Origin of the sequence: Plantactinospora sp. BC1, from assembly GCF_003030345.1 — a bacterium.
GTDB lineage: Bacteria > Actinomycetota > Actinomycetes > Mycobacteriales > Micromonosporaceae > Plantactinospora.
The window spans coordinates 6405448-6430994 of sequence record NZ_CP028158.1 but is presented as its reverse complement, the minus strand read 5'-3'; the positions used below and the strand labels follow the sequence as shown (position 1 = coordinate 6430994).

Genomic DNA, 25547 nt, shown 5'->3' with positions numbered 1-25547 from the left:
GCCTCTAGTAGAGGGTGAGGGTTACCCTTCGCATCCTCGTACCGAATGGTTGTCGGCCTCGCTCCGGCCGGATCGCCGGGCGGGGTAGCGGCCGCCGAGATCGAAGGAAAGGACCGGCGATGACACCTCCGCACAACTACCTGGCGGTCATCAAGGTCGTCGGCATCGGCGGCGGCGGCGTCAACGCCGTCAACCGGATGATCGAGGTCGGGCTCAAGGGCGTCGAGTTCATCGCGATCAACACCGATGCACAGGCCCTGCTGATGAGTGACGCCGACGTCAAGCTCGACGTCGGCCGGGAACTGACCCGGGGGCTGGGTGCCGGCGCCAACCCGGACGTCGGCAAGAACGCCGCCGAGGACCACCGCGACGAGATCGAGGAGGTGCTCAAGGGCGCCGACATGGTCTTCGTGACCTGCGGCGAGGGCGGCGGCACGGGTACCGGCGGCGCGCCCGTGGTGGCGAACATCGCCCGCAAGCTCGGCGCGCTCACCATCGGTGTGGTGACCCGGCCGTTCTCGTTCGAGGGCAAGCGCCGGCAGGTGCAGGCCGAGGCCGGCATCGACGAGCTGCGCAACCAGTGCGACACCCTGATCGTCATCCCGAACGACCGGCTGCTCGCCCTCGGCGACCGCGGCATCAGCATGATGGACGCGTTCCGGCAGGCCGACCAGGTGCTGCTCTCCGGTGTGCAGGGGATCACCGACCTGATCACCACGCCGGGTCTGATCAACCTGGACTTCGCCGACGTCAAGAGCGTGATGAGCGGCGCCGGCAGCGCGCTGATGGGCATCGGCAGCGCCCGGGGTGACAACCGGGCGGTGGAGGCGGCCGAGGCGGCCATCTCCAGCCCGCTGCTGGAGCAGAGCATGGACGGTGCCCGGGGCGTGCTGCTCTCCATCGCGGGCGGCTCCGACCTCGGCCTCTTCGAGATCAACGACGCGGCGCAACTGGTCACCGACGCCGCCCACCCGGACGCGAACATCATCTTCGGTGCCGTGATCGACGACGCCCTCGGCGACGAGGTCCGGGTCACCGTGATCGCGGCGGGCTTCGACGGTGGCACTCCGGCGTACAAGCCGGTGGAGCAGGCCCGCAAGGTCAGCCCGCCGGCCGTCGCGCCGGTCTCGCCGCCCCCTCCGCCGCCGGTGCAGGCCCCGCGTCGGGTGCTCTTCGACGACGTGGACGTGCCGGACTTCCTCAAGAACGGTTCCTGAGCCGCCAGATGACCGAACCACCCCTCCCGGCGCCGGACGACGAGCGCCGGGCAGAACTCGCGGCCAACCTGGCCCGGGTACGTTCCCGGATCGACGCCGCCTGCTCGTCGGCGGGGCGGGATCCGGCCGACGTCACCATGGTCGCGGTGACCAAGACCTATCCGGCCTCCGACGTGGCGCTGCTGGCCGGGCTCGGCGTGCGTGACGTGGGGGAGAACCGCGACCAGGAGGCGGCACCGAAGGCGGCCGAGGTGGCGGCGACCGGTGCCCGGGTGCGGTGGCACTTCGTCGGGCAGCTTCAGCGCAACAAGGCCCGCTCCGTCGTCCGGTACGCCGACCTGGTGCACTCGGTGGACAGCGTACGGCTGGCCGGCGCCCTCGCCGACGCGGCGGCGCGGCACCGGGAGCACCCGCTGGAGGTGCTGGTGCAGGTCAACCTGGACGGTGCCGCCGACCGGGGCGGTGCGCTGGTCGGCGGTGACGACCCGGACCGCGGAGTCGACCAGGTCGCGGCGGCGGTGGCCGGGTCGGACCGGCTGCGGCTGGCCGGGGTGATGGCGGTGGCCCCGCTCGGTGCGGATCCGGAGCCGGCCTTCGCCAGGTTGGCCGAGGTCGCCGCCAGGCTGCGGGCCGGATATCCGGAGGCGGTCGCGGTCTCGGCCGGGATGAGTGGTGACCTGGAGGCGGCGATCGCGCACGGCGCGACACATGTGCGGATCGGCAGCGCGTTGCTCGGAATGCGTAGCACGCTGCGGTAGCCTGATAACCGGACACCAAACTACATCAGTGTTGTTTGAGGCGACATCCCCACTGGCGGGGGTCGGGGTGAGACCGGTTTCACGGTCGTGCCAGGGGTTGCCGTCTCGGGCCGGTGGGCACTGCAGTGTTCACGCGCGTGACAGGGGCACGGCACGGGGGGTGTGTGTCGCACGGCGGACGGAGGGGCGCGGGATGGGTGCACTGCGCAAGGCGGGGGTCTGGCTCGGGCTCGTCGAGGAGGACGACGAGCGGGCCTACGACGACGGTGGCTACGAGAAGAGTGGCTACCGCGAGTCGCGTTACCGGCAGAGCCGGTACGCCGACGAGTTCGCCGACGAGGACGAGGAGCAGGACGAGGCGCCGCCGCCCCGGCCCCGGGCCGGTGAGCGGACCCGGCTCGCCGAGCGCAACGTCGGCCGCTCCGTCGAGCACGACCGTGACCGCGTCGACGGTGACCGTCCGGAGCGGACCGAGCGCGCGGAGCGATCGAGCGTGCGGTCGATCAGCCGGCCGAGCGGCACCGAGCCGTCCAGCGCGTTGACGTACCAGACCCGGGACAATCTCGCGCTCGCCCCGCAGGCCCAGTTGCGGGAGCGGCCCGTGCCGGTGGAGCAGCCGGAGCAGCGCTACCAGATCACGACGCTGCACGTCACCACCTATCGCGAGGGTCGCACCATCGGCGAGCACTTCCGGGACGGCGTCCCGGTGATCATCAACCTCACCGAGATGGACGAGGCCGATGCCCGCCGATTGGTCGATTTCGCCGCCGGTCTGGCGTTCGGGCTGCGCGGTACGATCGAGCGCGTGACCAACCGGGTGTTCCTACTCTCACCGGCTAACGTCCAGGTCACCGCGGAGGACAAGGCCAAGATCGCTGAGGGTGGGTTTTTCAGCCTGAGCTAGCCCGACCGAGGGATCCGCCTGCCGTGTTTCTGCCCATCCTGTTTCAGGTCCTCTACCTGATTCTCTACGTCTTCCTCCTGGTGCTTTTGGCCCGGTTTGTCCTAAGTGCCGTCCTCCAGTACGGTCGCCGCTGGCAGCCGAGCCGGGGGGCGTCGGCAGGAATGGAGTCGGTGTGGAGCGTCACTGATCCGCCTCTCAAGGCGTTGAGGCGTGTGATCCCTCCATTGCGAATTGGTACCGTGAGCATCGACCTGGCCTCCCTTGTGCTCCTGGTTATCCTGTTCGTGCTGATGGAGTTCGTGTTAAGGCCGTTGATCTTCAGTTGAACAACCTGGTGACCGGCGTGCCGCGCGGCCGCAACTGACCCGAGGAGTTTCGATGCCGCTGACCCCGGCCGACGTGCACAACGTCGCCTTCAAGAAGCCGCCTATCGGCAAGCGGGGGTATGACGAGGAGGAAGTCGACGCGTTTCTGGACGAGGTCGAGCGTGAGCTCGCCCGTCTGATCGAGGAGAACAACGAGCTGCGCGCCCAGGTGGAGCGCGGTGGCCGTGGCGGCGCACCAGCCGGCCCGGGCCCCGACCCACGGCTGGCCGCCGAGCTCAACGACGTCAAGGCCCAGCTCGACCGGGTGCAGCGCGACAAGGCCGCGGCCGAGCAGGCCGCCCGGGCGATGCAGGCCGAGCTGGAGCAGGTCCGGGCCCAGGGCGGCCCGGCGGTCGGCGGCGGCGACGGGGAGCAGCAGGCGCTCCGGGTGCTGATGATGGCGCAGCGCACGGCGGACGACCACGTCTCCGACGCGCGCCGCGAGGCGGACCAGCTCCTCTCCGAGGCCCGCACCAAGGCCGAGGAGGTCACCCGTGAGGCGCGGGCCAAGGCCGACGCGCTGGAGCGGGACGCCCGCCAGCGGCACCAGGAGGCGATGGGCGGGCTGGACGCCAAGCGCACCGCCTTGCAGAAGCACATCGAGGAGCTCAAGCAGTTCGAGCGCGAGTACCGCACCCGGCTCAAGGCGTACCTGGAGAGCCAGTTGCGGGACCTCGACGGGCGTGGCCAGGGCCTTGAGGTGGAGATGACCCGGACCGACGGCAATCGGTCCGGCGGCAGCACCCCCGGCCTCGCCACCGCGGGCCTGGCGAACTCGTACGGCGGGAGCGGGCGCTCCGGCGCACTCGAGACCGGGCGCTGATCCCCCGACGGGGACCAGCGTGGTACGTCAGGACGCCGTACGACAACCGGAACCGATGCGTCGGGGGTGAGCCGTGATAGTCGGCAGTCTGGTGCTCATCCTCGCCGCCGTCGCGCTGCTCGTGCTCGGCCTGGCGAGCGGGTCGAGCGGGCTGCTGATCAGCTCGATCGCGGTCAGCCTGCTGGCCGCCGTCGCGCTGGTGGTCGGCGCCCGGCAGGCGGCCGGGGAGCGGGGCGTGGCCAGCGGCTTCGCCCCGGACGGGCCCGATGACGACGGGCTGGCCGCGCGTGGCGGCGGCGACGGGGACGAACCGCGCCGTCGCCGGCCACCGACCAGCACCCGGATGGCACCGCACGATCCACGCCTCGGCGGCAGCGACGCGACCGACCCGTTCGCCGAGAGCGGTTCGGTGCTGACCGAGCCGGTGGAGGCCACGGTTCCGGCCCAGGCCACCCGGGCCGGCGCCGACGACGACACCGGCTGGCGGCAACCGGCCGGCGCGTCGGAGCCGACCGTGGCGGGCCCGGTCGGGCAGGGCGAGCCGGACGACGACGTCCCGGCGGACGAGCCGGCACCCCAGCCGGTCTCCGAGGCCGACGCCGCGTTGGTCGCCGCCCTGCTCGACGACGTGTACGTGGTCGACGGCCGGCCGCGCTACCACCTCGCCGACTGTGCACACCTCGCCGGTCGGGAGAGCGAACCGCTTCCGGTGAGCGAGGCGGTGGAGCTCGGCTTCACCCCGTGCGGGCATTGCGAGCCGGCCACGGCCCTGCTCACCGATGCGCCCCGGGCCTGACGGTGGGGCGCCGGCGCGGCCGTCGCGTGCCGGCGGCGCGGAGGGTTCCGGTGTCGAGGCGGTGACCGGGCCGGCGGTGCTGACCGTCGCGGTCCGGGTCAAGCCCGGGGCGTCCCGGGCCCGGGTCGGCGGCCGGTTCGACGGCCCGTACGGACCCGCGCTGGTGATCGCGGTACATCCACCGGCGGCCGACGGCCGGGCCACCGAGGCGGCCCGGCGGGCGCTCGCCGAGGCGCTCCGGCTGCGGCCGGCGGCGGTGCGCCTGCGTACCGGCGCTGCCAGCCGCGACAAGCTCTTCCTGGTCGACGGGGCCGATCCCGACCTCGACGCGCGGCTGCGCCAACTGCGCGACGGACCGGCACGGTGAGGCCCCGGCCGCGTGCGTGGCGGCCGTGACCGATCGGCTCGACGTCGCCCTGCTGATCGGCGCGGCGGTACTGCTCGTCGCCGTCGGCGCTGTCCGGCTCTCGACCCGGCTCGGCGTGCCGAGCCTGTTGGTCTATCTCGCCATCGGGGTGGCGATCGGCGAGTCCGGCCTCGGCATCCGGTTCGACGACGCCGAGCTGACCCGGGCACTCGGCTTCTGCGCGCTGATCGTGATCATCGCCGAGGGTGGCCTGACCGCCCGGTGGAGCACCCTGCGACCCGTGCTCGGCATCTCCGTCACGCTGGCCACCGTCGGCGTGGTGGTCAGCATCGGGGTGGTCGGGGTGGTGGTGCACGCCCTGCTCGGGCTGGACTGGCGGCTCGCACTGCTCTACGGGGCGGTGCTCTCCTCCACCGACGCGGCGGCGGTCTTCGCCACGCTGCGCTGGCTGCGGCTGCCGCGCCGGCTGGTGACCACCCTGGAGGCCGAGTCGGGGATGAACGACGCCCCGGTGGTACTGCTGGTGGTGCTCCTCTCCACCTCGTCGCTGGCCGGGCACGTCTGGTGGTACGAGGTGCTGCTGGTCTGCTACGAGCTCGCCGTCGGCGCCGTACTCGGCTTCGGGGTGGGAATGCTCGGGCGCTGGACGTTGCGCCGGGCCGCCCTGCCCTCCTCCGGGCTCTATCCGATCGCGGCGGTCGGCCTCACCGTGCTGGCGTACGGGGTGGCGACCGTGTTGCACGCCTCCGGCTTCATCGCGGTCTACGTCGCCGGGGTGGTGCTGGGCAATTCGCGGTTGCCGCACCGGCAGGCGATTCTCGGCTTCGCCGACGGGCTGGCCTGGCTGGCCCAGATCGGCCTCTTCGTGCTGCTCGGCCTGCTCAGTTCGCCGGGCCGGCTGGAGGACGCGCTCTGGCCGGCCGTGGTGACCGGGCTGGCCCTGACCTTCCTGGCCCGGCCGCTGTCGGTACTGGTCAGCGTGGCCGGGTTCCGGGTGGGGCTGCGGGAGCAGGCGTTCCTGTCCTGGGCCGGACTGCGCGGGGCGGTGCCGATCGTGCTCGCCACCATTCCGCTCTCCGAGGGGCTGCCCGGCGCCGACCTGCTCTTCGACACCGTCTTCGTACTGGTGGTGATCTTCACTCTGGTGCAGGCCGGCACCCTCGCCCCGGTGGCTCGCCGGTTCGGGATCATCGCCCCGGCCGAGTTGACCGAGCTGCGGGTGGAGACCGCTCCACTGGAGCGGATGCAGGCGGACCTGTTGCAGTTGGAGATCCCGCCGGGCTCGCGGCTGGTCGGCGTGCACCTGGACGAGCTGCGGTTGCCGGTGGGTGCCTCGGTCACCCTGGTCTCCCGGGACGGGGTCGGGTTCGTGCCCGGGCCGGACACCCGGCTGAAGGTCGGGGACAGCTTGTTGATCGTGGCGACCGCCCGGGTCCGGGACGAGGTGGAGCGCCGGCTCCGGGCGGTGAACCGGCGCGGTCGACTGGCCCGGTGGTTTGGGGAGTCCGGCGACGATCGCGGCAAATAGTGTTATTGTTCCCTTTGCCCGGTTTGCGGATTATTACGGGTTGAAATCGGTAACATCGGTGCGGCATGTTGTCGGACGTCTGTACGTTCCGTATTCTTGCCAACCTCCGGAGTGCGCGGCGTCCCGCCGCGCGCCCGTTTTTGCAATGGGGGACGTCGTGGTCGGACGGGCGAGGGTCGGAGGCGAGACATCCGGAAAGTCCGGTTTGTCGCCCACGCCGGACCCGGCCCGGCAGCCCCGCACCGCCGCGCGGCGTCGACGTCCGGCGCCTCCGGGACCCGGCGGCGGTGGAGCCCGCCGGCAGCACCCCACCGGTCGCGCCCGCCGTAGCGACCGGACCGCGCAGGACCCGCCGGACCGTCACGGGAGCGTCGGAGGTTCCTGTCCAGGCACGGCCGATCGCCGCGGAGTCCGCGGCCGAGGGAGCGACGATGGCTAAGCCAGCAGAGACCAGGACCGCCGGGCGCAAGTCGGCCCCGAAGACGTCGCGCAGCGCCGCGGAGACCGAGAAGATCCGTGCCGCGCTGGCGGCCCGCCGGGACGAACTCCGTGCCGAGTACGATCAGACGCTGAGCGAGATCACCGAGCTGCAGCGCGACCGGTTGACCGACTCGGCCGGGGACGACCAGGCCGACACCGGCACCAAGACGTTCGAGCGGGAGCAGGAGATCTCCCTCGCCAACAGCATCCTGGAACGCATCACACAGGTGGAGCGGGCCCTGGAGCGGCTTGACGAGGGCAGCTACGGCTGGTGCGAGCGGTGCGGCAACCCGATCCCGGTGGAGCGGCTCGCCGCGTTCCCCTCCGCCACGCTGTGCGTCTCGTGCAAGCAGTTGGAGGAACGCCGGTGAGCCCCACCGGGCGGTGAAGCTGACGGAAAGGGACTCCTGCTGAACATCGACGACGAGCGGACGACCACCGACGACGAGCCGACCGCGCAGACCCGGGCGACCGGGTCCGGGTCGGAGGCGCCCGCACCGGGGCGGGCCCGGCGGGTGGCCGTCACGGTACTGCTGGCCACCGCCGTACTGGCCTGGCTCGCCGATCTCGGCACGAAGCACCTCGCCCTGGAGGCCCTGACCGACCGTGACCCGGTACGCCTGCTCGGCGGCGCGGTCTACCTCACCCTGACCCGCAACAGCGGGGCGGCGTTCAGCCTCGCCTCCGACCACACCTGGGTTTTCCCGCTGGTCACCGCCGGGGTGATCGGCTGGATCGGCTGGATGGCGGTCCGGCTCCGCTCACTGCCCTGGGCGATCTCGCTCGGCCTGGTCCTCGGCGGCGCGCTCGGCAACCTGACCGACCGGATCTTCCGGGCCCCCGGCGTCTTCGTCGGACACGTGGTCGACATGGTCAGCCTCTTCGACCCGTACGGTCGGGTCTGGCCGATCTTCAACCTGGCGGACAGCGCCCTGGTCAGCGGCGTCGTCCTGGCGGTACTGCTGGAACTGACCGGTCGGCAGCGGGACGGCACCCGGCTGCGCTCCCGGCCCAAGGGCGCCGACACCGAGTCCGAGTCCGAGACCGAGCGACGGGACCTGTCGTGACCTCCATCTCCGACGCCGGCCCGCTGCGGCCCGCCGGCGACCGCCGCTCCCTGCCGGTACCCGACGGCCTGGACGGCATGCGGCTGGACCAGGCGGTCTCCCGGCTCTTCGGCCTCTCCCGCACCGTGGCGGCGGCCCTGGTCGAGGCCGGCGACGCCCTCGTCGACGGTGCCGCCCGGCCCAAGTCCGACCGGGTCTCGGCCGGCTCCTGGCTGGAGGTGGTGCTCCCCGCGCCACCCGTCGCGCCGACCGTCATCCCCGAGACGGTGCCCGGACTCCGGGTCGTCTACGCCGACGACGACATCGTGGTGGTCGACAAGCCGGTCGGGGTGGCGGCGCACCCGAGCCCCGGCTGGACCGGCCCGACGGTGATCGGCGGGCTGGCCGCGCTCGGGCACACCATCGCGACCAGCGGCGCGGCCGAGCGGCAGGGCGTCGTGCACCGGCTGGACGTCGGCACCACCGGCGTGATGGTGGTGGCCAAGAGCGAGCAGGCGTACAGCCTGCTGAAGCGGGCGTTCAAGGCCCGCGAGGTGGAGAAGCGCTACCACGCGGTGGTGCAGGGTCACCTCGACCCGCTGCGCGGCACCGTCGACGCGCCGATCGACCGGCACCCGAGCCACGACTACCGCTGGGCGGTGGTGGCCGGCGGCAAGCCGAGCATCACCCACTACGACACCCTGGAGGCGTTCCCGGCGGCGAGCCTGCTCGACGTACGGCTGGAGACCGGGCGTACCCACCAGATCCGGGTGCACCTCTCCACCCTGCGGCACCCCTGTGTCGGTGATCTGACATACGGCGCCGATCCCACCCTGGCGGCCCGGCTCAAGCTCACCCGACAGTGGCTGCACGCCCGCGAGTTGGCCTTCGCGCACCCCCGGACGGCCGAGCAGGTCCGGTTCGTCAGCGACTACCCTGACGACCTGGAAGTTGCACTCCGCATCCTGCGCGACTGACCGACCGGCAGGGATCACCCGACGAGGGAGTTCGTCCGTGCGCCTCGGCGACCTGTTGCGACAGTTGGACAGCCGACTGTTGCCGCCCCTGGCCCGGGGCATGGCCCGGCTCGGGCACGGCCGGCTCCGGCTCCGCCTGCTGACCACGGTGGCGCTGCTCTGCTCGGCGGCCGTACTGGTCACCGCGGTCTGGGCGGCGGACCGGCGGCCGGCCGGCGACCAGACCGTCGGCGAGGTGACCCGGGTCGGGGTGATGCAGGGCGAGTCGATCCCCGGCTATCTGGAGGCGACCCGGGGAGAGCTGCGCTCGCTGGTCGCGGCCGGCGCCTCCGAGCCGGCCCAGCCGACGTACGCCCTGGTCACGATGTCGGCCTACCTGGCGCCGGACCGGTTGACCCCGGTGCTGACCGGGATCGGTGTCTCGGAGGTCTTCGCCCGGCTGTGGCGCCCCGGCACCCAGACCGAGATCGTCCGCATCCCGGCGCTGCGCGTCCCGGACGACGTGGTCGCCGGGATGTCGGAGGTCGCGGCCCGCAAGGAGCAGGAGGCCCGGGACTACCAGGAGCGGGCCGCCGGGGTCACCGGCGACGGTGCCGGGGAGCGGGAACTGCGCCGGTACTACTCCAGCGGCGCCCGGGTCGCCGACGAGGAGGCGACCGCGTACCGGGCCGGGTGCTCGTGCGTCTACGCCGCCGTGGTGCGGGGCGAACCGGCCGCACTGGAGCGGATCGCCGCCCGACCGGAGGTACGGGCCGTCGACCCGGCACCGGAGGTACGCCGGCTGGACCGTACCGTCTTCACCCCGCCCCTGCCCGAGCAGGCCGACGTGGCCCGGCCGCCCGCCGACGCGAGCCTGCCGGCCACCCACGCCGACGGGACCGGTGGCCCGGGCGCCGAGGATGCGCCGGAGGCGGACCCGCTCGCCCCGTCGACCTCGGCCCGCCCGGCGGCCGATCCGCCCGTCGACCCGCCGGCCACCGGGACCGCCGGCCCGGCCGGTCCGGGTGCGACGGAGCCGCCGCCCACGGTGGACTCTCCGGTCGACGACCTTCCGCCGGAGCCGGACCCGGCGACCGAGTCGCCCTCGGCCGAGATACCGTCGGACCGGCCGCCGGCCGAGGCGCCGCCGGCCGACCCGCCCACCACCGGGGCGAGCGGCGGGGCGTGACGGTGGGCGGCACGATGGACGTCTGGTCGACGGCGGGCACGCCGACGGCGGTGGTGCGCTGGCACAGGTGGCCCGAATAGGGTTTGCTTCGTAGCCTGTCAGGGCGGGGACCGATGGTGCTGGGAGGGCGAGCCGTGGACGGCACCGAGACCGGCTGGGGCCGGCCGGCGGAATCAGCGCCGCGTTGGCGGGCGCTGCTCGACCGGGCCCTGCACGGCGGTCGCACCGACGAGCAGCAGGTTCTCGACGAACGAGGCGGGCCGGAGCCGCCCGCCGAGGGCGGTCAGGCCACCGGTCGGTACGCCGGCAACGGCTACCCCGGCAGGCCGGAGCCCGACCCCCGCCCGCCGGCCCCCGGCTATCCGGCCGGGCCCGGTTATCCGGCCGCCCCCGGTTACGGCGGCGCCGGTCATCCGGGGGAGTCCCGCTACGCCGCCCTGGAGGAGGGCTACCGGCCCGATCCCGGCTTCGGTCCCGGACGCCCGGCCGAGCCCGGGTACCGCCCCGGCCCGGGGCATCCCGCCGAGCCGGGTTACCGGCCCGGCCCGGACTACCGGCCCGGCACCGACCGGCGGGAGCCCGGCTATCCGCCCGGCGGCTACCGGCCCGACCCCGGTTACCGCCCCGAGCCGGTGGAGCCGTACCGGCCGGAGCCGGCGGGACCGGACTTCGCCGGCGAGTCCCGCTACGCGGCGCTCGGCAGCGGCTACCAGCCTCCGCCGCCGGTGGTGCCGGCACCGCGACCGGCCCTGCCCAGCCCGCCGCCCGCGGTCCGGCGCACCGACCCGCCCCCGGCGCAGCGGCCGCTGCCGCCTCCCGCCACCGGCCGGTCGGTCCCGGCACCGCGCAACTCGCTGGCCCCGCCGCCGGTGACTCCGCCGCCGGCCGTCGCCCCGCCCGTCGTCCCGTCGGTAGTCCCGCCGTCCGGCCCGGCACCGGCGCCGCCCGCCGGCTATCCGGCGGTGGACGTCGGCTACGCCCCGGTGTCCCGGCGGGCCACCATCGACCCCTACCCGACCCGGCAGCAGCGGTCGGCCGACCCCGAGGTGGAACGCGCCCGCAACGTGCTGCGCCGCGACCTCGGCTCACCCCGGGTGGTCGCCTTCGCCAACCCGAAGGGCGGCGTGCACAAGACCACCGCGACGGTGCTCGGCGCGGCGACGGTGGGCAGCGTACGCGGCCGTGGCGTGCTCGCCTGGGACGACAACGAACTGCGCGGCACCCTCGGCCTGCGGGCCGGCAGCGCCCGGCACGCCCGGACGATCCGGCATCTGGTCGCCGACCTGATCGAGATCGAGGCGCTGCCGAGTACCCAGCTGATCGAACGGCTCGACGACTATCTCCGGCACGCCTCCGACGGCTCGTACGACGTGCTGGCCGGCGAGGAGAGCCCCCGGTTCGCCCAGCGCCTCGACCAGCACACCGTCCGGCGGGTGCTGGAGCTGCTCCGCCGCACCCACGACGTGATCTGTGTGGACACCGGCAACAACGTGGAGAGTTCCAACTGGCAGACGGTGCTGCGCGCGGCCGACCAGCTGGTGGTCACCACGGTGCCCCGGGAGGACGCCGCCTTCACCGCCGACTGGATGCTCGACCTGCTGCACGACATCGGGATGGGCGAGCTGGCCGACAACGCGGTCACCCTGCTCTCCTGCCCGACGCCGGGCCGCTCGCCGCTGCTCGACGACCTGAAGCGGCACTTCGCCACCCGGACCCGCGCGGTGGCGGTGGTGCCGTACGACCCGGCGCTGGAGACCGGCTCGTCGATCGAGTACGCCCAGCTCGCCCAGGAGACCCGGGACGCCTGGCTCCAGGCGGCGTCGATGATGCTGGAGCCGTTCGCCCGCTGACCCGGCGCGCTGCCGCATCGGCGTCGCGACCGCCCCGTTCGGCCGGGACGAACCGGTCGGACGACACACCCGGGGGCGGAATGTGGGACAGCTCGCCCGGGCGGGTGTCAAGCCTGGAGACCGCGCCGCCCTGGGACTAGGCTCGGGGACCGGCGGTCGCGCGTCGGGGTACGCGCCCTGCCGTCGGGGCACGGATCGTGCCGTCCGGCCCGCGCTCGCCAGGCGCTGCGTGGTGCCGTTGGGGGATGCGTCGCTGGGTGACCGGCCACCGCCGTCGAGCTGTCGTCGGCGTGCCGGCCGGCAGCCGCGTGAGGGAAGGGGGCCCTGGGTGTCTGACTCGTTCGTGCACCTGCACGTGCACACCGAGTATTCGATGCTCGACGGGGCGGCCCGGCTCAAGGAGTTGTTCGCCGAGACCAACCGGCTGGGCATGCCGGCGCTGGCGATGACCGACCACGGCAACCTCTTCGGCGCGTACGACTTCCACAAGCAGGCCACGGCCGCCGGGGTGAAGCCGATCATCGGCAGCGAGATGTACCTCACGCCGGGGACCGACCGGCGGGAGCGGACCCGGGTCCGCTGGGCCGACGGCGGCGAGAACGACGTCTCCGGCGGTGGCGCCTACACCCACATGACCATGCTGGCCGGGGACGCCGACGGGCTGCGCAACCTGTTCCGGATGCAGTCCCGGGCCAGCCTGGAGGGCTACTACTTCAAGCCGCGGGCCGACCGGGAGCTGCTGCACCAGTACGGCAAGGGGATCATCGCCACCACCGGCTGCCCGTCGGGCGAGGTGCAGACCTGGCTGCGGATCGGGAACTTCGACAAGGCGTGCGAGTCGGCGGCGGAGTTCCGGGACATCTTCGGGGCGGAGAACTACTACCTGGAGGTGATGGATCACGGGCTCGACATCGAGACCCGGATCCGGCAGGACCTGATCCGGCTGGGCAAGAAGCTCAACCTGAAGCCGGTGGCCACCAACGACCTGCACTACACCTACGAGAAGGACGCGGACGCGCACGAGGTGCTGCTCTGCGTGCAGTCCGGCTCGACGCTGGCCGACCCGAAGCGGTTCAAGTTCGACGCCCGGGACTTCTACCTGAAGTCGGCGGCCGAGATGCGCGCGCTCTGGGACTCGGAGGTGCCGGGGGCCTGCGACAGCACGCTGGAGATCGCGGAGCGGATCGGCGACTACTCCGAGCTCTTCGCGCCGCGCAACCTGATGCCGCAGTTCCCGGTGCCGGCGGGGGAGACCGAGGAGACCTTCCTGCGCAAGGAGGTGATGCGCGGGCTGGAGCGGCGCTTCCCGGGCGGGGTGCCGGAGGACCGTCGGCGGCAGGCCGAGTACGAGCTCGACGTGATCCTCAAGATGGGCTTCCCGGGCTACTTCCTGGTCGTCGCCGACCTGGTCGCGTACGCCAAGCGGGAGGGGATCCGGGTCGGGCCGGGGCGTGGTTCGGCGGCGGGCGCCCTGATCGCGTACGCGCTCGGCATCACCGAGCTGGACCCGATGGCGCACGGCCTGCTCTTCGAGCGGTTCCTCAACCCCGACCGTGTCTCGATGCCCGACATCGACATGGACTTCGACGAGCGTAGGCGCGGCGACATGATCCGCTACGCCACCGAGAAGTACGGCGAGGAGCGGGTCGCCCAGATCATCACGTACGGCACGATCAAGGCGAAGGCGGCGATCAAGGACGCGGCCCGGGTCCTCGGGTACCCGTTCGCGATGGGCGACCGGATCACCAAGGCGATGCCCCCGGCGGTGATGGGCAAGGACATCCCGCTCGGCGGCATCTTCGACCCGGGCCACCCGCGCTATCCCGAGGCGGCCGAGTTCCGGCAGCTCTACGACGGCGACGGCGAGGTACGCAAGGTCGTCGACACCGCCAAGGGCCTGGAGGGGCTGAAGCGGCAGTGGGGGGTGCACGCGGCCGGGGTGATCCTGTCCCGGGATCCGCTGGTCGACGTGCTGCCGATCCAGAAGCGCGAGCAGGACGGCTCGATCATCACCCAGTGGGACATGGGTGCCTGCGAGACCATCGGCCTGCTCAAGATGGACTTCCTGGGCCTGCGCAACCTGACCATCATGGACGACGCGCTGGAGGCGATCCGGGAGAACCGGGGCGAGGACCTGGTGCTGGAGGACCTGCCGCTGGACGACAAGGCGACGTACGCCCTGCTCGGCCGGGGTGACACCCTCGGGGTGTTCCAGTTCGACGGCGGTCCGATGCGGGCGCTGCTGCGCTCGATGGCGCCGGACAACTTCGAGGACATCTCGGCGGTCGGCGCGCTCTACCGGCCCGGTCCGATGGGCGCCAACGCGCACAACGAGTACGCCGACCGCAAGAACAACCGCAAGCCGGTGGTACCGATCCACCCCGAACTCGCCGACTCCCTCGCGGAGATCCTCGGCGACACCTACGGGCTGATCGTCTACCAGGAGCAGGTCATGGCGATCGCCCAGAAGGTGGCCGGCTACTCGCTCGGCAAGGCCGACCTGCTGCGCCGGGCGATGGGCAAGAAGAAGAAGGAGATCCTCGACAAGGAGTTCGCGCCGTTCGCCGCCGGCATGAAGGACAACGGCTACAGCGACGCGGCGATCAAGACGCTCTGGGACATCCTGGTCCCGTTCTCCGACTACGCGTTCAACAAGGCGCACAGCGCGGCGTACGGCGTCGTCTCCTACTGGACCGCCTACCTGAAGGCGAATTATCCGGCGGAGTACATGAGCGCGCTGCTCACCTCCGTCGGCGACGACAAGGACAAGTCGGCGGTCTACCTGGCCGAGTGCCGGCGGATGGGCATCAAGGTGCTGCCGCCGGACGTCAACGAGTCCAACGCCCGGTTCGCCGCCGTCGGCCAGGACATCCGGTTCGGGCTGGCCGCCGTCCGCAACGTCGGCGCGAACGTGGTCGAGTCGATCCGCCGGTCCCGCAAGGAGAAGGGCAACTTCACCGACTTCTACGACTACCTGCGCAAGGTCGACGCGGTGGCCTGCAACAAGAAGACCGTCGAATCGCTGATCAAGGCGGGTGCGTTCGACTCGCTCGGGCACACCCGCAAGGGGCTGCTCGCCGTACACACCGACGCGATCGACTCGTTCATCGCACTCAAGCGCAACGAGGCGGTCGGCCAGTACGACCTCTTCGGCGACGCGTTCGGCGGCGGGGACGACGGCGGGGGCGGCGGCATGGTGGTGACCCCGCCGATCCCGACCGGCGAGTGGGACAAGACCGACCTGCTCACCTTCGAACGCGAGATGCTCGGCCTCTACGTCTCCGACCATCCGCTCTTCGGCGTCGAGCACGTGCTCGCCGCCGCCGCCGACATGTCCATCTCGGCGCTGGCCGAGGAGGGCGGGGTCGCCGACGGGCAGGTGGTCAACCTGGCCGGCATCCTCTCCGGGGTGCAGCGCCGGATCACCAAGCAGGGCCGGGCATGGGCCTCGGCGACCCTGGAGGATCTCGGCGGCGCGGTCGAGGTGCTCTTCTTCCCGAACACCTACGAACTGGTCGGGCAGTACATCGCCGAGGACGCGATCGTGGTGGTCAAGGGCCGGATCGACCGCCGCGACGACCAGCCCCGGCTGATGGCGATGGACCTGTCGATGCCCGACATCACCGCACCGGACGAGGTCAAGCCGGTGGTGCTGGCCCTGCCGCCGTCCCGCTGCACGCCGCCGCTGGTGGAGCGGCTCCGCGAGGTGCTGGCCAGCCATCCCGGCTCGGCCGAGGTGCACGTCAAGCTGGTCAACGGCTCCCGGGCCACCCTGCTGCGGCTCAGCCCGCTCCGGGTGGCTCCCACCACCGCGCTGATGGCCGACCTCAAGGCGCTGCTCGGACCGAGCGCCGTCGCGGGCTGACCGGGGCCGGCGTGCTCGTGCACCGCGACCGGAGCCGGCTGCCTGGTCGGCCGGCGCTCCGAGCGGGGACGTCTCGCCGGCCGTCGCGGTGGGAGCGGGCAACTCCGGGTCGGGCCTCCGGAGGGCGGCCGGGCCTGAGAGGATCATCTCGTGAGTCCGGCAACCTCCCCTTCCGACGGCCCGCTCGGCGACGGCGACCACGGCGGTCCCGTCGTACCGCCGGCACCTGCTCCGGCGGCGGCGCCGGGCCCGCCGCACGGCGTACCGGCCGGGACAGCGCCGGGCGCGCCCGGCGGACCGGTCACGGACGCGCCGGGCCGGACCGACCCGGGTACGCCGGCCGGTGCGACCCCGGACCCGCTGACCCGACCCGGCCCGGATCCGGCCGCCGCGAACGGCAGCTGGCCGGTCCCGGCGGATCCGACCGCTGCGCCGCCGGCCGGGAGTGAACCGGCCCGCCGGCTGCTCCGGGGCGCGGCGGCCAACGTCGCCGTGCTGCTGGCGCTGATCCTGTTGGGAGTTCCGTTCGGCCTGCTCTGGTCGGCCGTGTCGCCCGGTGTGCCGGTGGTGCAGACCGAGGACGGTGCGCTGCTGGCGGCGCCGCAGCCGGAGGAGTTCATCGCCGCCGACGGCTGGTTCAGCGTGCTCGGGTTCGGCCTGGGCGTGCTGGCCGCGATCGCGATGTGGCTGCTGCTGCGCCGCCACCGGGGGCCGGTCGGCATGCTGGTGACGGTGCTCGGCATGCTCGGCGCCGCCGTACTCGCCTGGCAGCTCGGTCGGCAGATCGGCCTCTCCGGCTACGAGCGGCTGCTGGCCAGCGCCCCGCCCGGGGCGACGTTCAGCAAGCCACCGGACCTGTACGGCGGGCAGTACGACCTGCTGCTCGGGTTCGTCCCGGCCATCGGGGACCTGCTGGTGCCGGCGTTCGGCGCGGCGGTGATGTACACCCTGCTGGCCGGCTGGTCCCGTTACCCCGGACTGCGGCCGGAGGCCGAGCCGGTGTTCCGGCCCGAGGCCGAGCCGGCATCCCGGCCGGTCAGTTGGGACTTGCCGGTACCGCCAGCTCCGCCAGTGGCACCGGCACCGCCCGTACCTGGCGCAGCAGAGCCGCCTCGCGATTGAGCAGCCGGAGTTCCGCACTCAGCCGGCCGGCGGTGTCCGGCGTCGCCAGCAGCCGCTGCCGGTCGGTGAGGGTGAGCGCGGCGGTCGCGGCGACCAGGTGCGACAGCACGGTGGGGTCGTCCGGCAACTGCTCGGAAAGCTCCTCGGGATCGTCCCGGACCAGCGTGAGATAGCGCCGGAAGACCGCGAGCACCCGGGGTGCCAGCAGGTCGGCGAGCTGCTCCTGCCCGACCGGCTCGGGCAGCCACTCCACCTCGGCGGTCAGGTACGGCGTGCTGCCTGCCTCGACGCGGGCGATCCGGAACCGCCGACGGCCGACGGTGACGATGTCGAGCCGGCCGTCCGGCAGCTCGGTGACCTGCCGTAGCTCGGCGGTGCAGCCGACGTCGTGCAGGGTGACCGGCGAACCGTCCGGGCGCCGGTCGGTCAGCTCCGGCTGGCCCGGCCGCGACTCCGGCCCGGTCCGGGACTCCGGTTCGGGGCCGGCGGAGACCGACGCCGACCCGCCGCTGCGGATGGCGACCACGCCGAACTCCCGGGGCGTGCCCTCCGGCAGGCCGCGCAGGTGCCGCATCAGGTCGAGATAGCGCGCCTCGAAAATGTGCAACGGCAGGACCAGGCCGGGAAAGAGCACCGTCCCGAGCGGAAACACCGGCAGCCGCGCGTCCACCGTCCGAGCCTAGCCCGTCGGCACCGGCGGCGAACCGCCCCGCCCGGGGAGATCCTGCCGCCGGTCGGCCCGCTCGACCGGTCCGTCCGGCACCGCTGGTACCGGGTCGCGCCGCCCGGCGTGGAGCCGCTGCCGCGCCGGGCGTGTCCGGTGTCCCCGACCGGGTGGCCCGGGTCACCGTCCCGCCGGCTGGGCGGACGCGGACCGATCGGTGGGTGCCGAATAGACTGCCAAGGGTGTTGAACCGGATCGACCTGCGCGGCGGTTGGCGTGATCCACGCCCGCTGCTGCCCCGTGCCCAGCTCGACGTCTCCGTGGCGGTGGAGAAGATCCGCCCGATCGTGGAGGCGGTCCGCGAGCATGGTTTCGCGGCGATCCAGGACGCCACCCATCGGCTCGACGGCCTGCGGCTGGACCGGTTCCGGGTGCCGGCCGAGACGATCACCGAGGCCGAGTCGACGCTGGAGCCGGAGGTCCGGGCCGCGCTGGTCGAGGCGATCGACCGGGCCCGCCGGGTGCACGCCGACCAGCGGCGGGCCGACGTGACCACCGAGGTGGTGCCGGGCGGCACCGTCACCGAGCGCTGGGTCCCGGTCGACCGGGTCGGGCTCTACGTCCCCGGCGGCCTCGCGATGTATCCGTCGACCGTGGTGATGAACGTGGTGCCGGCCCAGGCGGCCGGCGTCCGCTCGCTGGTGGTGGCGAGCCCGCCGCAGCAGGAGAACGGCGGCCTGCCCGACGCCCGGGTGCTGGCCGCGTGCGCGCTGCTCGGCGTCGACGAGGTGTACGCGGTCGGCGGCGCCCAGGCGGTCGCCATGCTGGCGTACGGGGCGGACACGGACGCCGACGGGCAGACCCGGTGCGAGCCGGTCGACATGATCACCGGACCGGGCAACATCTGGGTCACCGCCGCCAAGCGGCTGCTCCGGGGCGTGGTCGGGATCGACGCCGAGGCCGGCCCGACCGAGATCGCCGTACTCGCCGACGAGACGGCCGACCCGGTGCACGTGGCGGCCGACCTGATCAGCCAGGCCGAGCACGACCCGCTGGCCGCGAGCGTGCTGGTCACGCCCTCGGTGGAGCTGGTCGAGGCGGTCGACCGGGAGCTGCGCCGGCAGGTGCCCGAGGCCAAGCACGCCGACCGGATCGGCACCGCGCTCGGCGGGCCGCAGAGCGGTGCGGTGCTGGTCGACGACCTGGAGGCGGGGCTGCGGGTGGTCGACCTCTACGCCGCCGAGCACCTGGAGATCCAGACCCGGGACGCCCGCGCCTGGGCGATGCGGGTACGCAACGCCGGGGCGATCTTCGTCGGCCCGTACGCGCCGGTGTCGCTCGGCGACTACTGCGCCGGCTCCAACCACGTGCTGCCGACCGGCGGCTGCGCCCGGCACTCCTCGGGACTGTCGGTGCAGTCCTTCCTGCGCGGCATCCACATCGTGGAGTACGACGAGGCGGCACTGCGGGAGACCGCCCCGCACGTGGTGACGCTGGCCGGCGTGGAGGACCTGCCCGCGCACGGCCAGGCGGTGCGGGTCCGGTTCCCGGAGCGCACCGACGGGGCGACGACGTGACCTCGCTCGCCGACCTGCCGATCCGGGACGACCTGCGCGGGCGCAGCCCGTACGGTGCGCCGCAGCTCGACGTGCCGGTGCGGCTGAACACCAACGAGAACTCGTACCCGCTGCCGGAGCCGGTGGTGGAGGCGATAGGCAAGGCGGTCGCGGCCGAGCTGCGGGACCTGAACCGCTATCCCGACCGGGACGCGGTGGCGCTCCGGGCCGACCTCGCCGACTATCTCGGGCACGGGCTCGGCACCGCCAACGTCTGGGCGGCGAACGGCTCCAACGAGGTCCAGCAGCAACTGCTCCAGGTCTTCGGCGGGCCGGGGCGGACGGCGCTCGGCTTCACCCCGGCGTACTCGATGCATCCGCTGCTCGCCACCGGCACCGGTACCACGTGGCGGGACGGCCGGCGGGACGCCGATTTCGGGCTGACCGCCGCCGACGCCGTCGCGCAGGTCCGCGAGCACCGGCCCGATCTGGTCTTCCTCTGCTCGCCGAACAACCCGACCGGCACCGCGCTGGACCCGGCGGTGCTGGACGCGGTGCTGGCCGAGGCGCCCGGGATGGTGGTGGTGGACGAGGCGTACGCCGAGTTCGCCCGCCCCGGCACCCCGACCGCGCTGGCCCTGCTGCCCGGCCACCCCCGGCTGGTGGTGACCCGGACCATGAGCAAGGCCTTCGGCTTCGCCGGTGGCCGGCTCGGCTACCTCGCCGCCGATCCGGCGGTGGTGGACGCGGTGCAGCTCGTCCGGCTGCCCTACCACCTCTCGGCGCTCACCCAGGCCGCCGCCCGGGCCGCCCTGGCCCACCGTGACCGGCTGCTCGGCACCGTCGAGGCGATCAAGGAGCAGCGGGACCGGATCGTGGCCGGCCTGCGCGCGGCCGGCCGGACGGTCGCCGACAGCGACGCCAACTTCGTGCTCTTCTCCGTCGGCGGCGACCAGCGGGTCGCCTGGCGGGCGCTGCTCGAGCACGGGGTACTCGTCCGCGACGTCGGGCTGCCCGGCTGGCTGCGGGTCACCGCCGGCACGCCGCAGGAGACCGATGCCTTCTTCCGGGCCCTAGAATCGGTGCCGACCGGCTCCGAACCGACCGGCTCCGGCCTGGGTCCGGCCGGCTCGGGCGCGGCGCCGACCGGCTCCGGGACGGCGTGATGCGTTACCGAACAGCAGGTCGGCCGAGCCGGGCAACCGGTCGGCCGCCCCGGACAGCGAAAGGTCCTACCGTGAGCAGAACCGCCCGGGTCGAGCGGACCACGGCCGAGACCAAGGTGCTCGTCGAGCTGGATCTCGACGGCTCCGGACAGGCCGACATCACCACCGGGGTCGGCTTCTACGACCACATGCTGCACCAGATCGCCCGGCACGGCGGTTTCGACCTGACCGTGCACACGGTCGGCGACCTGGAGATCGACGCGCACCACACCATCGAGGACACCTCGCTGGCCCTCGGTACCGCGTTCGACCAGGCCCTCGGCAACAAGATCGGCATCCGGCGGTACGGGTCGGCCACGATCCCGATGGACGAGGTGCTGGTCCGGGCCGCCGTCGACCTCTCCGGCCGGCCTTACGTCGTGCACGACGAGCCGGCGCTCGCCCCGTACATCGGGCCGGTCTATCCGACCAGCATGACCCGGCACATCTGGGAGTCCTTCGGCCAGTCCGCCCGGCTGACCCTGCACGTCTCGGTGCTCCGGGCCGCCCGGCCCGGCGGGCACCCCGACGCGCACCACGTGGTGGAGGCGCAGTTCAAGGCGGTCGCCCGGGCGCTGCGCGAGGCGGTGGCGATCGATCCCCGGTCGGCCGGCGCGGTGCCGAGCACCAAGGGGCTGCTCTGATGGACGTCGTCCTGCCGGTGGCGCTCTTCGCGCTGGGTGGCGTGCTGATCGGTGGCGCCTGGTCGCTGCACCGCCAGGGCGCACCGCAGCGGGTGCTCTGGATCGTCGGCCTGCTCGCCCTGCTCGCCACCGCCGGTGGCGTGCTCTGGCTCGTACCCGGAGAGGGCGGATGACCGCCGAGGTGCCGGCGCTGCCCCGGGTGGTGGTGCTGGACTACGGCTCCGGCAACCTCCGCTCCGCGCAGCGGGCGGTGGCCCGGGCCGGCGCCGAGGTGACGGTCACCGACGACCTCGACGCGGCGGCCGCCGCCGACGGTCTGGTGGTGCCCGGGGTCGGCGCCTTCGCCGCCTGCATGGCCGGGATCGAGGCGCTGCGGGCCGGGCCGGTGATCGCCGAGCGGGTCGCGGCGGGCCGCCCGGTGCTGGGCATCTGCGTCGGCATGCAGATCCTTTTCGAGTACGGCGAGGAGCACGGCCTCGTCACCAAGGGGCTCGGGCTGCTGCCCGGCGGGGTGACCGGGCTGGCCGCCCGGCGGGTGCCGCACATGGGCTGGAACACCGTCGCCGCACCGCCGGAGTCCCGGCTCTTCACCGGGCTGCCGGCCGACGCCCGCTTCTACTTCGTGCACTCCTACGCCCCGACCGACGCGGCCGCCCTGACCGCCTCCGGTGCGCTGCCGACCACCGCCGAGCACGGTGGACGGTTCGTGGCTGCGGTGGAGCGCGGCCCGCTGTCGGCCGCCCAGTTCCATCCCGAGAAGTCCGCCGAGGCCGGTCGGATCCTGCTGCGCAACTGGCTGGCCACGCTGTGACCGCGCCCCGGACCGGGGCCGTCCCGAGGTGCCGTGCCGGGGCGGGGGTCGCCCGGTGAGCAAGGAACGGGCCCGCCGCCGCGCGGTACGGCTCGCCGAGGCGGAACGGGAACGCGCCGTCCGGGCCCGTCGGGTCGCCCGCCGGCAACGCCGCCGTACCCTGCTGCGCCGGCTCGCCCCGCGACTGCCGGACCGGCGTACCGGGCGGTTGTTCGCGCGGCGCAGCCGGGGTGAGCGGGCCGGAGTGGTCGTACTCTCCGTGGCGGCGGTGATCGTCATCTGGCTGCTCGTCGACGACCTCGCGCTGCGGCTTCTCCTGATCGCGCTGCTGCTGCTGGTACTGCCGGCGGTCGTGGTGATCGCGCTGGGCCGCCGGACCTGAGCCACCACCGTCGTTTCGCCAACCGAGGAGTGCACGTTGAGCCTGACCCTGCTTCCCGCCGTCGACGTCGCGAACGGCCAGGCCGTCCGCCTGGTCCAGGGCGCCGCCGGCAGTGAGACCAGCTACGGCGAGCCGCTGGAGGCCGCCCTGGCCTGGCAGCGTGACGGCGCCGACTGGGTCCACCTGGTCGACCTCGACGCCGCGTTCGGCCGGGGCTCGAACGCCGAACTCCTGGCCGAGGTGGTCGGCCGGCTCGACGTCAAGGTCGAACTCTCCGGCGGAATCCGGGACGACGCGTCGCTGCGGGCCGCGCTGGGCACCGGGGCGGCCCGGATCAACATCGGCACCGCCGCGCTGGAGGACCCGCAGTGGTGCGACCGGGTGGTCGGCGAGTACGGCGACCGGGTGGCGATCGGGCTGGACGTGCGCGGCCGTACCCTCTCGGCCCGAGGCTGGACGCGGGACGGCGGCGACCTGTTCGAGGTGCTGGAGCGGCTGGACAAGGCCGGCGCGGCCCGTTACGTGGTGACCGACATCACCAAGGACGGCATGATGCGCGGCCCCAACCTCGACCTGCTGCGCGAGGTCTGCGCTCGTACCGACGCCCCGGTGATCGCCTCCGGTGGCGTCTCGACCCTGGACGACCTGCGCGCGCTCGCCACGCTGGAACCGATCGGGGTGGAGGGCGTGATCGCCGGCAAGGCGCTCTACGCCGGTGCGTTCACCGTCGCCGAGGCCCTCGCCGTACTGCGGGCGGCGTGATGGTCCGCGCGGCGGAGGCGGTAGTGGCCGCGCCGGTTAGGCTCGGCGCATGACGGTGGCGGTACGGGTGATCCCCTGTCTCGACGTGGACGCGGGGCGGGTCGTCAAGGGGGTCAACTTCGTCGACCTGCGGGACGCGGGCGATCCGGTCGAGCTGGCCGGGGCGTACGACGAGGCCGGTGCCGACGAGCTGACCTTCCTCGACGTCACCGCCTCCTCCGACGACCGGGGCACCATGCTCGACGTGGTACGCCGGACCGCCGAGACGGTCTTCATCCCGCTCACCGTCGGCGGCGGGGTACGCCGGGTCGCCGACGTCGACGTACTGCTCCGGGCGGGTGCGGACAAGGTGGGGGTGAACACCGCCGCGATCGCCCGACCGGAGCTGATCGCCGAGATCGCCGAGCGGTTCGGCCGGCAGGTGCTGGTGCTCTCCCTGGACGTGCGGCGTACCCCGGCCGGGACCAGCACCGAGAGCGGGTTCGAGGTGACCACCCACGGCGGCCGGCGCGGCACCGGGATCGACGCGGTCGGCTGGGCCGCCCGGGCCGCCGAGTTGGGCGCCGGGGAGATCCTGCTCAACTCGATGGACGCCGACGGCACCAAGGCCGGCTTCGACCTGGAGTTGATCGGCGCGGTCCGGCGGGTGGCGGACGTACCCGTGGTGGCCAGCGGCGGGGCCGGCGCGGTCGCCCACTTTCCCCCGGCGGTGGCGGCCGGTGCGGACGCGGTCCTGGCGGCCAGCGTCTTCCACTTCGGTGAGCTGAGCGTCGGCGAGGTCAAGGACGCGCTGCGCGGCGCCGGGCACCCGGTCCGCTGACCCCGCCGCTTTCCGACGCGGCGCTGCCCGCCGGTCGGCCCCGGTGGACTATCTGCCGTTCTCCGGTGAGCGGCGCGGCATCGGCAGGGTGAACCGGGCGGCGTACTCCTGAATCGCCGCGGCGTGCTCGTCCTCGGCGAGTTCCCAGTCGTGGCTGCCGGGGGAGTGCCGGCGGGTCAGCACCCCGTGCACCGTCTCGACGGTGGTGGCGAGCCCGCCGTGCGGCCGGGTACGCCACAGGTGCTCACCGGCGGAGGTGACCCGGAACCAGCCGTCCGAGACGGTGATCAGGCCGGCGCCCACCAGGCGGCGCACCGCGGCCTCGATCTCGTGCCGGGCCGGGAGGGCCCGGTTGAGATGGTCGGCGGTGGAGAGCACGTCGGCGAGCCGGACGCCCTCCGGCCGGCGGGTGCTGCTCGACCGCCGGTGCCGTCCGGCACCGCCCGCGATGATCAGCGATACGAAGATCCAAGCGTCGGACCAACGCCATCCCTCATCCCCCATGGGGAAATGATGCCGTGCCGCGCCATCCGACGGAACCGTTGTGCACCGCTTCATTCCGTCGAACCAAGGACACCCGCCCTCCACGTGGGACGATCCGAGCCGGATCGACGATCTTTTTCGGCCGCACCGCCGGGCTTCGCGCGGCGCCCCGGGCGACGGAACGGCTCCGGGCCACGAAACGGGGTCGGGCTACGGAACGGCTCCGGGCTGTGAGACGGGGTCGGGCTGTGAAACGGGGGCGGGCTACGGAACGGGGTCGGGCTGCGAGACCGGGTCGGGCCGCGCCGGTGGTACGGGCTGCGCGGGTGGCACCGTGAACATCGGGATGAAGGCGTGCACCAGCGGGCCGATGGCCAGGGCGTAGGCGACCGTGCCGATCCCGACCTGGCCGCCGAGGACGAACCCGATCGCCAGTACGGCCAGCTCGATGACCGTACGGACCAGCCGGAGCGAGCGGTGCGGCCGGCGGGCGACGTACCCGGTCATCAGGCCGTCGCGCGGGCCGGGGCCGAGCCGGGCGCCGATGTACAGGCCGGTCGCCATGCCGTTGAGCAGGATGCCGGCGACCAGGAAGCCGATCCGGGTCGGCAGTGCCTCGACGGTCGGCAACAGGGCCAGCGCCAGGTCGACGGCGAGCCCGATGACGACGACGTTGCTCACCGTGCCGAGGCCGGGACGCTGCCGCAGCGGGATCCAGAGCAACAGCACCAGGGCGCCGACGGCGATGGTCACGGTGCCGATCGACGCCCCGGTGAGCCGGGAGAGCCCCTGGTGGAAGACGTCCCAGGGGTCGAGCCCGAGGGACGCCTCGACCATCAGCGCCATGCTGACGCCGTAGAGCGTCAGTCCGACGTAGAGCTGTCCGAGACGCCGGACGAGCCGATCGCCACTGTTGCCAATTTTTGCCATGCATGCCACTCTGAGGGCCAATCC

The 25547-nt window shown here is 73.4% G+C and carries 26 protein-coding genes; 23 read left to right on the top strand and 3 right to left on the bottom strand.

Translation table 11 applies throughout. The features are described from left to right. Window positions 1-119 precede the first annotated feature (119 nt). The 15 genes from ftsZ to C6361_RS28160 all read left to right on the top strand — a co-directional run bounded on the left by ftsZ (window position 120) and on the right by C6361_RS28160 (window position 17266). Entirely contained in the window at window positions 120-1217 is a 1098-nt protein-coding gene (gene ftsZ / locus C6361_RS28230; protein WP_107261368.1) for a cell division protein FtsZ, read from the top strand. A gap of 8 nt (window positions 1218-1225) precedes the next feature. Beyond that, a complete protein-coding gene (locus tag C6361_RS28225) occupies window positions 1226-1975 on the top strand; it encodes a YggS family pyridoxal phosphate-dependent enzyme (protein WP_107269566.1) in 750 nt (249 codons plus the stop codon). A 193-nt stretch (window positions 1976-2168) separates the two neighbouring features. Beyond that, window positions 2169-2879, top strand: a complete 711-nt coding sequence (locus tag C6361_RS28220) for a cell division protein SepF (RefSeq protein WP_107269565.1) — start codon at window positions 2169-2171, stop codon at window positions 2877-2879. 29 nt (window positions 2880-2908) lie between these two features. Then, window positions 2909-3205 carry a YggT family protein gene (locus C6361_RS28215; protein WP_107264297.1) on the top strand — a complete coding sequence of 99 codons (297 nt, stop codon included), beginning with the start codon at window positions 2909-2911 and terminating at the stop codon, window positions 3203-3205. Window positions 3206-3257: 52 nt separating this feature from the next. Further along, the gene (locus tag C6361_RS28210) at window positions 3258-4067 is read left to right on the top strand and encodes a DivIVA domain-containing protein (protein WP_101367143.1); all 810 of its coding nucleotides are present in this window, start codon (window positions 3258-3260) and stop codon (window positions 4065-4067) included. 73 nt (window positions 4068-4140) lie between these two features. Further along, complete coding sequence (locus C6361_RS28205; protein ID WP_107269564.1) at window positions 4141-4863, top strand: hypothetical protein; 723 nt, start codon at window positions 4141-4143, stop codon at window positions 4861-4863. 61 nt (window positions 4864-4924) lie between these two features. Then, window positions 4925-5230, top strand: a complete 306-nt coding sequence (locus C6361_RS28200) for a DUF167 domain-containing protein (RefSeq protein WP_234359059.1) — start codon at window positions 4925-4927, stop codon at window positions 5228-5230. Window positions 5231-5255: 25 nt separating this feature from the next. Continuing rightward, window positions 5256-6758, top strand: a complete 1503-nt coding sequence (locus C6361_RS28195) for a potassium/proton antiporter (RefSeq protein ID WP_107271233.1) — start codon at window positions 5256-5258, stop codon at window positions 6756-6758. Window positions 6759-7189: 431 nt separating this feature from the next. Further along, window positions 7190-7609 (top strand): TraR/DksA C4-type zinc finger protein, encoded by a 420-nt coding sequence (locus C6361_RS28190; protein WP_101367140.1) that lies wholly within the window; start codon window positions 7190-7192, stop codon window positions 7607-7609. Window positions 7610-7645: 36 nt separating this feature from the next. Continuing rightward, complete coding sequence (gene lspA / locus C6361_RS28185) at window positions 7646-8305, top strand: signal peptidase II (protein WP_107269562.1); 660 nt, start codon at window positions 7646-7648, stop codon at window positions 8303-8305. A 77-nt stretch (window positions 8306-8382) separates the two neighbouring features. Beyond that, window positions 8383-9261 (top strand): RluA family pseudouridine synthase, encoded by an 879-nt coding sequence (locus tag C6361_RS28180; protein ID WP_107264294.1) that lies wholly within the window; start codon window positions 8383-8385, stop codon window positions 9259-9261. 37 nt (window positions 9262-9298) lie between these two features. Then, window positions 9299-10429: a hypothetical protein gene (locus C6361_RS28175; RefSeq protein ID WP_107269561.1), complete on the top strand. Its 1131-nt coding sequence runs from the start codon at window positions 9299-9301 to the stop codon at window positions 10427-10429. A gap of 134 nt (window positions 10430-10563) precedes the next feature. After that, window positions 10564-12279 (top strand): AAA family ATPase, encoded by a 1716-nt coding sequence (locus tag C6361_RS28170; RefSeq protein WP_107269560.1) that lies wholly within the window; start codon window positions 10564-10566, stop codon window positions 12277-12279. 328 nt (window positions 12280-12607) lie between these two features. Continuing rightward, on the top strand, window positions 12608-16144 hold the full coding sequence (gene dnaE, locus C6361_RS28165; RefSeq protein WP_107269559.1) for a DNA polymerase III subunit alpha: 3537 nt from the start codon (window positions 12608-12610) through the stop codon (window positions 16142-16144). 360 nt (window positions 16145-16504) lie between these two features. Continuing rightward, on the top strand, window positions 16505-17266 hold the full coding sequence (locus C6361_RS28160; protein ID WP_107271232.1) for a DUF2567 domain-containing protein: 762 nt from the start codon (window positions 16505-16507) through the stop codon (window positions 17264-17266). Here C6361_RS28160 and C6361_RS28155 read toward each other — a convergent pair. Further along, window positions 17181-17936, bottom strand: a complete 756-nt coding sequence (locus C6361_RS28155; RefSeq protein WP_107261351.1) for an LON peptidase substrate-binding domain-containing protein — start codon at window positions 17934-17936, stop codon at window positions 17181-17183. The two genes, C6361_RS28160 and C6361_RS28155, sit on opposite strands and share 86 nt — an antisense overlap. 236 nt (window positions 17937-18172) lie before the next feature. Here C6361_RS28155 and hisD point away from each other — a divergent pair, with 236 nt between their 5' ends. The 8 genes from hisD to hisF all read left to right on the top strand — a co-directional run bounded on the left by hisD (window position 18173) and on the right by hisF (window position 24110). Further along, window positions 18173-19507, top strand: a complete 1335-nt coding sequence (hisD, locus tag C6361_RS28150) for a histidinol dehydrogenase (protein ID WP_107269558.1) — start codon at window positions 18173-18175, stop codon at window positions 19505-19507. Then, window positions 19504-20652: a histidinol-phosphate transaminase gene (locus tag C6361_RS28145; protein ID WP_107269557.1), complete on the top strand. Its 1149-nt coding sequence runs from the start codon at window positions 19504-19506 to the stop codon at window positions 20650-20652. Before hisD ends, C6361_RS28145 begins: the two co-directional genes overlap by 4 nt. A gap of 71 nt (window positions 20653-20723) precedes the next feature. Then, window positions 20724-21335, top strand: a complete 612-nt coding sequence (gene hisB / locus C6361_RS28140) for an imidazoleglycerol-phosphate dehydratase HisB (RefSeq protein WP_107269556.1) — start codon at window positions 20724-20726, stop codon at window positions 21333-21335. Further along, window positions 21335-21508, top strand: coding sequence for a hypothetical protein (locus C6361_RS37705; protein ID WP_199853107.1), 174 nt, complete (start codon window positions 21335-21337; stop codon window positions 21506-21508). The genes hisB and C6361_RS37705 overlap by 1 nt, the downstream gene beginning before the upstream one ends. Window positions 21509-21525: 17 nt before the next feature. After that, window positions 21526-22146, top strand: coding sequence for an imidazole glycerol phosphate synthase subunit HisH (hisH, locus tag C6361_RS28135; RefSeq protein WP_107271231.1), 621 nt, complete (start codon window positions 21526-21528; stop codon window positions 22144-22146). A 55-nt stretch (window positions 22147-22201) separates the two neighbouring features. Next, complete coding sequence (locus C6361_RS28130; protein ID WP_107269555.1) at window positions 22202-22528, top strand: hypothetical protein; 327 nt, start codon at window positions 22202-22204, stop codon at window positions 22526-22528. Between the two features lie 36 nt (window positions 22529-22564). Next, entirely contained in the window at window positions 22565-23290 is a 726-nt protein-coding gene (gene priA / locus C6361_RS28125; RefSeq protein WP_107261341.1) for a bifunctional 1-(5-phosphoribosyl)-5-((5-phosphoribosylamino)methylideneamino)imidazole-4-carboxamide isomerase/phosphoribosylanthranilate isomerase PriA, read from the top strand. A gap of 49 nt (window positions 23291-23339) precedes the next feature. Then, window positions 23340-24110 carry an imidazole glycerol phosphate synthase subunit HisF gene (hisF, locus tag C6361_RS28120; RefSeq protein WP_107269554.1) on the top strand — a complete coding sequence of 257 codons (771 nt, stop codon included), beginning with the start codon at window positions 23340-23342 and terminating at the stop codon, window positions 24108-24110. Window positions 24111-24158: 48 nt separating this feature from the next. On the opposite strand, the gene C6361_RS28115 is transcribed toward hisF, so the two are convergent. Continuing rightward, entirely contained in the window at window positions 24159-24614 is a 456-nt protein-coding gene (locus tag C6361_RS28115; RefSeq protein ID WP_107261337.1) for a hypothetical protein, read from the bottom strand. 243 nt (window positions 24615-24857) lie between these two features. Beyond that, on the bottom strand, window positions 24858-25523 hold the full coding sequence (locus C6361_RS28110; RefSeq protein ID WP_107269553.1) for a YitT family protein: 666 nt from the start codon (window positions 25521-25523) through the stop codon (window positions 24858-24860). Window positions 25524-25547: the final 24 nt, after the last annotated feature.